The sequence below is a fragment of the Adhaeretor mobilis genome (genome assembly GCF_007741515.1).
Taxonomy (GTDB): Bacteria; Planctomycetota; Planctomycetia; order Pirellulales; family Lacipirellulaceae; genus Adhaeretor; species Adhaeretor mobilis.
Genome location: NZ_CP036263.1, coordinates 179,883 through 191,558, shown reverse-complemented (window position 1 = coordinate 191,558; position 11,676 = coordinate 179,883). Strand labels below are relative to the sequence as shown.

6 protein-coding genes and 1 pseudogene are annotated in these 11,676 nt (G+C 53.9%); all 7 read left to right on the top strand.

Annotation, left to right across the window (positions count from 1 at the left end; all coding sequences use genetic code 11):
• Positions 1-41 precede the first annotated feature (41 nt).
• The 7 genes and pseudogenes from HG15A2_RS00745 (at position 42) to folE (ending at position 11,669) form a co-directional block, all read left to right on the top strand.
• On the top strand, positions 42-2,363 hold the full coding sequence (locus HG15A2_RS00745) for a VWA domain-containing protein (RefSeq protein WP_145056864.1): 2,322 nt from the start codon (positions 42-44) through the stop codon (positions 2,361-2,363).
• 55 nt (positions 2,364-2,418) lie between these two features.
• Positions 2,419-5,151, top strand: coding sequence for a BatD family protein (locus HG15A2_RS00740; protein WP_218932224.1), 2,733 nt, complete (start codon positions 2,419-2,421; stop codon positions 5,149-5,151).
• Between the two features lie 175 nt (positions 5,152-5,326).
• A complete protein-coding gene (locus tag HG15A2_RS00735) occupies positions 5,327-7,123 on the top strand; it encodes a Gfo/Idh/MocA family protein (RefSeq protein WP_218932223.1) in 1,797 nt (598 codons plus the stop codon).
• A 73-nt stretch (positions 7,124-7,196) separates the two neighbouring features.
• Positions 7,197-7,358: a hypothetical protein gene (locus HG15A2_RS23705; RefSeq protein ID WP_218932222.1), complete on the top strand. Its 162-nt coding sequence runs from the start codon at positions 7,197-7,199 to the stop codon at positions 7,356-7,358.
• Between the two features lie 100 nt (positions 7,359-7,458).
• Positions 7,459-8,922 (top strand): sensor histidine kinase, encoded by a 1,464-nt coding sequence (locus HG15A2_RS00730; RefSeq protein WP_145056858.1) that lies wholly within the window; start codon positions 7,459-7,461, stop codon positions 8,920-8,922.
• Positions 8,922-10,295, top strand: coding sequence for a sigma-54-dependent transcriptional regulator (locus tag HG15A2_RS00725; protein WP_145056856.1), 1,374 nt, complete (start codon positions 8,922-8,924; stop codon positions 10,293-10,295). Before HG15A2_RS00730 ends, HG15A2_RS00725 begins: the two co-directional genes overlap by 1 nt.
• A gap of 699 nt (positions 10,296-10,994) precedes the next feature.
• Positions 10,995-11,669: pseudogene (gene folE / locus HG15A2_RS00720) on the top strand (GTP cyclohydrolase I FolE).
• Positions 11,670-11,676 lie beyond the last annotated feature (7 nt).

The following is an 11,676-nucleotide window of genomic DNA, read 5'->3' as shown; positions in this document are numbered from 1 at the left end:
CTAAACACATTTCATACCCCGAGAAATCTAGAAAGAGAACGATGGATATGCACTTCGGAAACCTGAGCAATCTCAACTACTTGTGGCTCATTGCCGTCGTCGTGGTTGTGGTGGGCTCCGCCATCGTGGCACAACGCCGCGCAATGGGGCGTTTTGCCACGGAAAATAGGCTTAGTGCTTTTGTATCGAAACGAAGTGTGAGACGCCGCTGGATTCAAACCGTCTTGTCTCTCGGCGCTCTGGTCGCCCTGGTCGGGGCACTGGTGGATGTTCGCTGGGGAAAGTCTTGGCACGAGGTGCCACAAAAAGGGATTGAAGTAGTTTTCGCACTGGACGTGTCGCGCTCGATGCTCGCCGAAGACGTGGTGCCAAACCGTCTTGGCCGTGCCAAGCAACAAATCAAAGACATGGTTGATGAACTGTCGGGAGACCGCGTAGGGCTGGTTGTGTTTGCTGGCGATGCGAAACGCAAGATTCCTCTGACCACCCACTACGACGATTTTAAGCGTTCGCTCGACGCAGTTGGGCCCCAAGACATTCGGCACGGTGGTTCCAGCTTAGGCGATGCCATTCAAGTGGCTGCCGACTCGTTTCTCGCCAAAACGGCTGACCATAAGGCGATCGTCCTCTTCACCGATGGCGAAGACCACGAAAGCGAGCCGGTAGAAGTGGCTGAGTCTGCTTTTGAAAACGAAGGTGTTCGCATTTTCACCGTTGGCTTAGGCGATGCCAGCCAAGGGGCACGCGTACCTACGGCAAACTCAGGACGCGGACAGGGTTACCTCGAATATGGAGGCGAGCAAGTGTGGTCTAAGCTAGACGGCAGCGTGCTAAAATCCATCGCCTTGGCTACTGACGGAGCGTATGTTCCGGCAGGAACCAAGCAAGTGGACATGGCGCAAGTGTACCGCGACTACGTAGCACAGGTCGAACAGCAAGACTTTGAAACGGCTCGCATCAACGCCTACATGCCCCGCTACCAGTGGTTCGTAGCTGTGGCCCTGTTGCTCACGGTTTTGAAAGTGCTCGTGACAGACAGCAAGCGTGAGACGACGGCAACCTCGAACACCTTGCCTCTGTCCAATGGCAGCCGGGCAGTGCTCAAGAGTGCCGCCGCGATTGGCTTTCTCTCCCTGAGCCTCGGTGCAGCCTCGCCATCGTTTGCTAACGAAACCAATGCGTATGCGTTGGCGGCTGAGGCGAATCAATCGATTGACGCTGGAAATTTTGAGCAAGCCGCCGATCGATACTCCCACGCTGTTACGTCAGCACCTGATCGCGCCGAACTGAAGTACAACCAAGCGGTAGCCCTCTACCGCGCTGGCGACTTGAACGGTGCGCGTCAATTATTCGCCGCGGCTGCGGGTTCTGACCGCGGCTTGGAGGCAAAGGCTCGTTTCAATTTGGCCAATTGTGACTATTCCGAAGCATTGCAAGTAGCCACGCAGGATCGACAGTTAGCCACCGAAAAAGCACGCTCGGCAATTTCTCACTACCGAGACGCGCTAGTTGCAAACCCCAGCGACGCCGATGCGCGTGCAAATATCGAGCTGGCTGGATTGCTGCTACGACAATTGCAAGAACAAGAAAAGCAAGAAAAGGAGCAGCAACAAGAACAGAAACAACAGAACAGCGAGCAGGAATCTGAGCAGTCACAAGACTCACAAGGCGAGGAATCTGACCAGCAACAAGGAGAGAGTGGCAGCAAAGATTCACAAAACCCGCCTGAAGAGCCGGAAGGTGGCGAATCGTCGTCTGGCGAGTCCTCAGAGCCTCAATCGCAGGACACCAGTTCGCCAAAGCCGTCCGAAGGTGAACCCTCTGAAACCGAGACGGACGAATCATCGGCTGATGAAACTAAGACAGGCGACACTGGTGAGCAAGAAAAAGAGTCCGAATCGTCCGACTCCGAAGATTCAAACGCCTCGGGGCAAGAGGATGCATCCCAACAACAACAGGCCAGCGGAGGCGCCCACAATGAACAAAGCAACGAGGACAACCAAGCGAGAGAACAAAGCGAAACGCAGAACAGCCAGGACCCGCAATCATCGCAAGACAGTCAAAGCCCAACTGCGTCGCAACCACCGCAGGCAGAAAATTCGTCGGGATCGCCTGGTAAAGAAGATCCAATGGACGAACAACACGACGGTTCGGTACCGCAATCGATTCAAGGCAAATTGGACGAAGCTCCGCAAGCGACTGATAGGGCTGAGGCAGCGGCCCTGATCGACTCGGGGAAACCAATGACCCGGCAGGAAGCCATGAAGATGCTGCAGTCGGTACGCGACCGTGACTTGATGCGTCGCTTGCAGAAACAACAACGAGCCGCCAGGCAATATGTTCCCGGAGCAAAAGATTGGTAACCACGCAGCACCTACTGAGACATTCAAGTGCCTGCATGACCATGAGGAAATCATTATGAAACTCTATAGAATACTTGCAATCACCCCGATTCTACTCACCGCATTAGCTACTGGAGCTACGGCGGCAGGCGTCAGGGCTTCGCTGTCATCGCTCGAGGCGTACGTTGGTAACCCGGTCGTGATGCGACTCGAAGTGGCGAATGCCGGCCAACACGATGCGCCGCAAATTCAAGCTATCGATGGAATCGACGTCATTTCCGCGGGAACACCCAGGCGAAGCACTCAGACCACCATCATCAATGGTCGCCGCAGTGAAAACAGTTCGATAACCCACGCTTGGAAGTTGATTCCCCGGCGAGAAGGTGTGTTTACGATTCCCCCTATCAGTGTCGAAGTGGATGGGCAAAAGCAAACGACAATGCCACTTCGTTTCTCGGCTACAAAGAGCGAGACGGGCGACTTGCTTTTCGCAGAAATCGTCGGCAGCCAGGACCATATCTATGTCGGACAGCCAATGAAGCTGAAGCTCCGCATTTGGGTGAAACCTTACATGGATCGTGACTTGGATATCACTCTTTCAGAAGGCGACATGTGGCAGATGCTCTCCCAGGCGAAGTCGAGTTGGGGAATGTTTGAAGACCGCATCAACGAGCTTGCTAGCAATAGCCAGCGACCTGGCGGTGAGGAGGTACTGCGCGCCGACGACTCGGGCGTAGAACGTCGCTATTTCTTGTATGAGATTGAGGCGGACACTTACCCCAAACGCCCAGGCAAGATTGACGGTGATTCCGTACAGATTGTCGTGGACTATCCGACTCGCCTGGGCAAGACAAGAGATCCTTTCGGCTCGTTCTTCGACAACGGATTCACTAGCATGTTCCAAGATCGCATACCTTCGTCGTTTGGTTCGCGGCTATCTGTTACAGACGTTCGACCAATTGTTGCCAGTGCGAAAGTCAACGCGACTGAGGTACTGGCAATTCCCGCGGAAGGACGGCCTGCGGACTACCGGGGCGCTGTGGGGCACTATCAAATCATCAGCCAAGCCACGCCTGACGGCGTCAAAGCTGGCGACCCAATCACGTTGCACTTGGGAATTCAGGGCGATGGTCCTATGGACCTAGTTCAAGCGCCGCCCCTGTCGCAATTGCCAGAATTGAGTGCTGACTTCAAAGTGGCGGACCAACCGCTCGCCGGTATTGTGCGAGACGACGTAAAGCTGTTCACCACAAGCATTCGTCCCCGCCGAGAAGGTATCACCCACATCCCGGCGATTCCTTTTTCCTTTTTTGATCCAGCAACGAAAGAGTTCGTGACCGTTCACAGTAAGCCAGTTGCGATTGAAGTGGCTGCGCCCGACCGACTCGCTTTAGACGCGATTGTTGGGCGTTCCGCCAACACCCACTCCTCCTCAGCTAGCGATACTACGGTGGCGCCCAATCTGAACCTTACCAACTTCACTGGTGGACAAGTGCTGAGCCAACAAACGCCAAGTTCGAATTGGCCAATTGCATTAGCGTGGTTGCTTCCACCGTTGGTATTCCTCATGACCTTAACTACTCGCAATCTACGACGAATAGGCAGCATCCTCGGTATCTCACGTGGCGGCGAGTTCAAGACAGCAGAGTTGCAGATAGAGAAAGCAACGTCACCAAGCGGCATTGCTCAGGCATTGACTAGCTTCGTGTCCGGACGCCTAGGTATGGATGGTTCATTACCCAACTTGAACCGTATCATCGAACAGGCGGATCAGACCGTTCGTGCGGAAACGCTAGCGAAATTTCAATCGATCGTCCAAAGCTGTGAACAACTAAGCTACGCAGGTCTCGATCTGAACAATGTCTCGGCTTTGAGGAATGAAGCTGCCATCTGCCTACAAGATTTAGCCGCTGAATTGCCGGCGCCTAATCACCACAGTGGGCATCGGTTTGCTGCACCGCGATTGACAGGCAAAGCCGCCAAAGCTGCCGCGATTACAGTGCTTGCAACTATGGTGCTATGCGGAACTAGCCGTGCGAGCGCAGCAGAGCTTTCGCCGCACCAGTCGTCACTACTTTTAGCTGAGGCGGAGGCTGCTTACTCCCGTGCCCAGACTACTGCGGCTAGCGATTCTGCGGAATCGAAGGAAGCATTCGCACAGGCTGCTCAGAAATATCAAACCTTGGTTGACGATGGCGTTGTGAACGATCGGATCTATTTCAACCTTGGAAACGCCTACTTGCAATCTGGGTCCACGGGACTGGCTATTGCGTACTACGAGCACGCACTGGCGATGAACCCTGGCAGTCCAGCTCGGCAGAATCTTGCAGTAGCTCGCGAATCACTACCCAATAACCCAATTCAATCCGCTGGCTCCCCAAGTTTCTTTCAGGCCTTGCTCTCTTGGAATGAGCAAGTGCCGCGCTCGGTCATGATGGGCTTGGGACTGATGGGCTGGGCTGTTTTCTGGCTCGGGTTACGTGCACAGTTTCTCCACCGTGGACTGCGAGTCAGGCCCTTTAAGGTACCTGCGGTGATTCTGACATCGGTTTGTGTTGCTTCGCTGTGCCTTCCCATGTTTGGCCCTCAACCTCACGACCGCGTGGTCGTCGTAACGGCAGAGGTGCATTTGCGAGAAGGGAATGGCGAAGCATTTACGCAACTCGATACTGTGGTACACGAAGGCATTGGATATGAACTGCTGGAGCAACGCGGAGATTGGATGAAAGTCCAAACAGAGGGCACGAGCGGATGGATTCACGGGCGAGATGCGATGCATGTTGCGGTTCGACCTGTGGTCGAAACGTAGCGGCAGGAAGCAATGACTCGCCACAGTTCGAATAATCCCGTCTTCCTCGCGTAGGCGGGGATTCACTCTGTGTCACCAAGGAACCGATTTCCCGCCTTTGTGGGAATGAGTACAAGCTCAAATATCAACGTCATTTTTTCTGACATCCCTCAAGAACCCAAGTGGGTATATCAACATGGACCTCACTCCCGAAGATAAAAAGATCGGCAAAGACAATTTCAACCAGGTCATCGGCACGACTCGACGCGACTTCTTGGTGGGGACGGTTGCCACCGCTGGGGCTACCGGATTTGGCCTGGGCTCGATGTATTTCAACTACGGCGCGAAGCTCGACGATCCGTTGCGCATCGGGGTTATCGGCACTGGCGACGAAGGGAGCGTGCTGATCGGCGCGCTCAATCCCGACTTTGTCGATGTCGTCGCGATTGCCGATATTCGGCCTTACAACCTTCATCGTGCATTCTATGGTGACCTTTCGAGTCCCAATGCAAAGAAGGCGCGACCAGGACTGCTCAAGGTCTATGAAGATAGGTATGGCTGGAAAGATCGGACCGAAGCGGAAAAGCACATCAAGGTCTATGCCGACAAATACCAAGAGATGTACGAAGACGACAGTGTCGAAGCGGTGATCATTGCGCTTCCGCTGTGGCTACACCACGTTGCATCGATTGAAGCGATGAAAGCAGGCAAGCATGTGCTCACTGAAAAGCTGATGGCCCAAACTGTGGGGCAATGCAAAGAGATGGGCCGCGTTGCCAAGGAAACGAACAAGGTCCTCGCCACTGGCCACCAACGGCACTACAGCATCCTCTACGCCAACGCCGTCGATACCATCAAACGCGGCTTCATTGGCGACATCCACCATATCCGCGCCCAGTGGCATCGCGGCAACATGCCCGGTAAAGACAGCTGGCGCCCGCCGATGCCGACCGAGTATATGGAAGAGAATACTTACCTTGATTTAAGAAGGAAAGTGAAGAAGGAGCAGGGAGATGCGGCAGAAGGAGCTTTGCGCACCGAGCACAAGATTCTGGAACAGTATTTCTCACTCGTGAAGAAATCCAAAGACACTAAGAATTACAGCTATGCCGAACGGGAAATTTGGGAACAACATGCCCAACAGGCGCGGGAGCAGCTCAAAGACCTCCCGGTGAAAGCCGAGGATTACGGGTATATGGATAACACACTCGAAAACGGCAGTGGGTACAAAGTCACCGCCTTAGAAGAACTTATTCGCTGGCGTTTGTGGAATCGCACCGGAGCAGGCCTCATGGCAGAACTCGGCAGCCATCAACTTGACGCGGCAAGTATTTTCATCAGTGCTCAAAACGAAGGTGGAGGTAAGGTCTATCCCCTCAACGTGACGGCCGCGGGACAACGTTCTATCTTCCCCCCCAATCGTGAAGTTGACGATCACGTATACGCCACCTACGAATTTCCCGCGCCCGGTTACTACAAGCACGACCAGAAAGACGGCGAGGTTGCTGACCCGAACAAGAAGATCGTCGTAACGTACTCCTCAATCAACGGCAACGGCTACGGCGGATATGGCGAGGTCGTGATGGGAACCAAAGGCACGCTCATTCTTGAGAAAGAAAAGGACGTGATGTTATACAAGGGGTCGAGCACTGCAACCAACGTCAAAGTCGGCAAAGGCAGGGACGGTCCGCAACTCGACACGACCGAAAGCGGTGGCCAAGAAGCTGCTGTCGCCGCGGCGGCTACACCTGTTGATGTCAGCCGTGGGTATCGCGAAGAGATCGAGCACTGGGCCTGGGTCATCCGCAACCCGGGCAAGGGCGAAGTGAAGTGCGGCCCCAAAGTGGCCATGGCCGACGCCATCATTGCACTCACGACCAACATCGCCATCAAAGAGCAACGACGAATTGAGTTCAAGCCGGAGTGGTTTGACATCGACTCACCTGAAACGCCAGAAAGTATCGCGCCACGGGACACGAGCGAGCTGGGTTAGGAGAGTCGAGCGAAAGTGCATCGAAGGAGAAAGGGGCAGAGAATCGAAGTTGCCGTGAAGAATCCTGACAGCAATGGGCATGGAACTGGAACTCGCAACACTCACTGACATCATCAAAGAACTGGAACGCCAGAAGGTACGGTTTCTGTTCCTTGGCGTGGAGTGTTCTATTGAAATCGCTATCGCACTCGATCCGGCGGCGAAATTCAAGTTTCGTAGCCGGATTCTTTTGTAGAGTCGACCGGTCCCAATGAATTCCTTATGGGCCACTCTGCTTTGAACGATTACTATGGAGCATCGAGAAACGGCAAAGTTCGGGGTAGGATGATAGAAGTATGAAGTTAGCCGCCAAGCTTATATTAATTGTCTTCGTTGCAATAGCCTTGCTAACCTGTGCAAGTGCGTATCTCACGGTACGTCATCAGTTCGAGAGTTTCCAAAGAGAACGTGAAGAGAAAGCCCGTGCCCTCAAGCCTATCATCACAGATCAATTGAGCAAAGCGTGGAAGGAGCATGGTCGGCCTGGCGTTGCAGATGCGCTCTCCGGCATGCCGATGGAGATGCGTCATTCGAGAATGCGATGGGTAGAGTTCGGCGTCGAATCAGGTCATCCCGACGCACCGCAAGTCTCACAGACGGCACTTCGCCGTGTCGTAACTGGTGAAATCGAGTCCGTTGTGACGCGAAGTAACTCCGGTGAAGGATGGCTCCACACTTATGTGCCTATCGACGAGAATGAACCGGTTTCAACCGGCGTTGAACTCTCCGAATCACTGTCTCTCCCCGATGAGCAAAGGCGACACACGATCAGATCGACTTTGGCCACGCTTGCCGGATTGGCGCTAGTTTCATTGGGCGTGATCATGTTCGCCGGCGTCAGGCTCATCGGCAGGCCACTCGAGCAGCTCGTAGAAAAGACTGAGCAGATCGGCACGGGTGATCTTGGGCATTCCATTGCAATTCGCGGCAATGATGAGCTGTCGAAGTTGGGAATCGCCTTGAATGAAATGAGTAGCCAGATTCAGAACCAAAAAGCAACAATCGAGACAGAAACTACCAATCGCATTGCCGCGGTCAGCCAGCTACGACATGCAGACCGATTGAAGACCGTCGGCAGACTGTCAGCTGGGATCGCCCACGAAGTCGGAACCCCGCTCAACGTAGTCGCTGGGCGAGCCGGCCTAATTGCCAGCGGCAGGCTTTCCTCGGAAGAGATTCATGAAAGCGCGGAGACTATCAAACAAGAGGCAGATCGGATTACCGCCATCATCAGGCAACTGCTCGACTTTTCGCGACGCACCGCCCTGGACAGTCACATGACCGATCTCTGTACCGTTGTCGAGCGCACCGTTGGTTTATTGCGGTCGTTCGCCAAGTCTAATCGGGTCACGTTGGAGCTACAAGACGCTGCTAGTCCACTGCGAGCTAACCTTGATGAAGGGCAAATTCAACAAGTGCTAACAAACATCATTATGAACGGGATTCAATCGATAGCTGCCGAGGGTAGGATCAGCGTCTCGATGGGTACTCGAACACTTGTGAATCCCGAGCAACCTGAGACTAGCCCAAAACAGTATGCGTTCGTCGAAGTATGTGACGATGGTGTTGGCGTAGATGCCGAAAACCAGGAACATCTGTTCGAGCCATTCTTTACTACCAAGGATGTGGGCGAGGGGACCGGGCTGGGGCTCTCTATCGCGTACGGCATTGTCCAAGAGCATGACGGTTGGATTGATGTGCAAAGTCAGCCAGGAGCTGGCAGTTGTTTCACCGTCTTTTTACCCCAGGAGAACCAGTAGTGACTGGCCACGTCTTGATCGTTGACGACGAGCGCAGCATGTGTGAATTGATTCACACCGACCTCGACAAGCGCGGTATCACCTCCGCTTGGTTTACCTCTGCCGATGAAGCTTTGGTCGCGTTGCATGACGATGAGTTCGATGTCGTCCTGACTGATCTCAAAATGCCGGAGAAAACGGGCCTCCAACTGTGCGAACAAGTGGTTGCCAATCGCCCTGACATTCCGGTGGTCGTGATGACGGCTTTTGGCAGTCTTGAGGCCGCGGTGGGTGCAATACGCGCCGGTGCATATGACTTTGTCACGAAGCCTGTGGAGCTAGATCTGCTGGCAGTGACGCTCAATCGAGCGATCAGCCATCACCAACTACAAAAGCAAGTCGCCAAGCTAACTGGCCAACTCGCGGCGAGGACGGAGCGCGGAGAATTACTTGGCGAGAGCCCCGCGATGCAGCAACTCGACGACCAGCTTGATCGCATCGCCGACTCAGAGTCTTCGATCCTGATCACTGGCGAGAGCGGTACCGGCAAAGAACTCGTCGCACGATCAATTCACAAACGAAGCCGGCGTTCGCAACAACCTTTTGTCGCCGTGAACTGCGCGGCCCTGCCAGAGGCGTTGCTAGAGAGCGAACTGTTCGGCCATGCGAAAGGAGCATTCACCGATGCACGCTCCGAGCGGAAAGGCTTATTTATGGAAGCGTCCGGAGGAACGCTTTTTCTGGACGAGGTCGGAGAGATGCCGCTGCCCATGCAGGCGAAGCTGCTGCGGGCACTAGAAGAAGGCAAGGTTCGACCTGTCGGTGCCAACCAAGAAGTCTCGTTCGATGTTCGTTTGTTGACCGCGACGAACCGAGACCTGGAATCCGCCGTAGAAGAACAACATTTTCGGGAAGACCTATTCTACCGCATCAACGTCATCCAACTTCATCTGCCACCCCTTCGCGGTCGCGGCACTGACGTTCTACTGTTGGCTCAGCAATTTGTCCAGCAATTTGCCCAGCGAGCGACTAAAGAGGTCATAGGCCTGTCTGACCAAGCCGCGGAGAAGCTGCTCTCTTACGGTTGGCCCGGCAATGTCCGTGAGTTGCGAAATGTGATCGAGCGGGCTGTCGCCTTGACGCGGTACGAAAGATTGGCAGTCGACGATTTGCCTGAGAAAATAAGTGACTACCAAAGTGCCCAAGTCTATATCGGCGGAGCAGATCCTTCCGAGCTAGTGCCAATGGAGGAAGTCGAACGGCGGTACATTACCCACGTGCTCCATGTCGTTGGCGACAACAAGACCTTGGCAGCACGCACACTGGGCCTAGACCGTAAGACGCTATATCGGAAATTGAAGCAGTATGACATCGAGAACGAGTATCGCACTTGATAACAATACAAAATGCCACATTCGGCCATTCTACTAACCGCGTTCTTTGCAAAACATCCATGATACCGTCGGTATGGTAAACTTCTCCTGCAAATTCCCCTCTCGTCTCGACCTACCGTTGATGGCTGACTTTCGAAACAATCCGAAACCTCAGGCTGTCAAGCAGCTTTTATGAAAATGTTCCGGCGAGTCTTCCCAGGCATAGGGGGACACCGATAGCGGAAAAGATAAGAGCCTACATTATTCGCGACTCTTTGGCTGCTCCGATCGTAGCTGAAGTTCTTCGAGTACAAACATACTACGAGAGGGGCCAAACCGCTCCTTGGAAGTGGCCGCGTCCGGGAATGTCGGGGCTCTAGAAACCTTCGCAACCGATGGATCAAGTCTTCAATGGCAAGCCAGCTAGGCGAGTATCCGGGGAATGATTGCCGCCCTAGCAGCGGTATCACTTCTTATGCTTGAAACTTAGAACTGTGGGCTAAATTCTGTGCCGTCGGAATCACAAACAGCCTACGGCTAGCTGGCATTTCTATCTGCTTCGAGTCTGCAAGTGCCGCATCTTGGCGAAATCATGCCTTCCGGTCGACAATTGGTAGCTAATTTGTGGAAAGTCGGTGTCTTTTTCATTGTCAGTAAGGAGTTCTTGCCTACAGTGCCAGCATACGCTCCCGTACTAGATCTCAGCGAGACACAGATAGCATGTCCACAGTTCTTGAGCTGCCCGCAGCAAACAGTCACGCACCACAATTAGGCCATAGCTCACTTGCTCATCAACCGCATCAACCTACATCTCGGAGTACCAAGGAAGTCGCCCTTGAGGCCATCAAATCAGCGGTGGAAACCATCTTGATTGCGGCGGGCGAAGACCCGAAGCGACCTAGCTTGCAGGAGACGCCACGTAGGGTCGCCAAGATGTATGCCGAAATGTTTGCGGGGCTACATCTCGATCCAGCACGGCATTTGCATGTCACCTTTACTGAAGAGTATGACGAGCTTGTCCTCGTTCGTGATATCCCTTTTACCAGCATGTGTGAGCATCACTTGTTGCCTTTCACTGGGGTTGCTCATGTCAGTTACATCCCAGAAGGCCATGTCACAGGACTGAGCTAGCTGGCTCGTGTGGTCGAAGAAGTGGCTCGTCGACCGCAGGTACAAGAACGGATGACGCATACAATTGCTGAACTCATCGAGAAAGAGCTGAAAACCTCCGGTGTGGGCGTGGTAATTCAAGCGGAACACTCTTGCATGTCGATTCGCGGCGTAAAAAAACATGGGAGCTCAACAGTTACAAGCTCACTGCGAGGTACGCTCAAAACTAGCCTATCAAGCCGCAGCGAGTTTCTGTCGCTAATCGACACCAATTCTTACCGCTAAAATCCCA

What these genes read in the sequence shown, in the direction of transcription:
- HG15A2_RS00745 (WP_145056864.1), top strand. Translation starts at nt 42, where the DNA reads ATGGATATGCACTTCGGAAACCTGAGCAATCTCAACTACTTGTGGCTC.
- HG15A2_RS00735 (WP_218932223.1), top strand. Translation starts at nt 5,327, where the DNA reads ATGGACCTCACTCCCGAAGATAAAAAGATCGGCAAAGACAATTTCAAC.
- HG15A2_RS23705 (WP_218932222.1), top strand. Translation starts at nt 7,197, where the DNA reads ATGGGCATGGAACTGGAACTCGCAACACTCACTGACATCATCAAAGAA.
- HG15A2_RS00730 (WP_145056858.1), top strand. Translation starts at nt 7,459, where the DNA reads ATGAAGTTAGCCGCCAAGCTTATATTAATTGTCTTCGTTGCAATAGCC.
- HG15A2_RS00740 (WP_218932224.1), top strand. Translation starts at nt 2,419, where the DNA reads ATGAAACTCTATAGAATACTTGCAATCACCCCGATTCTACTCACCGCA.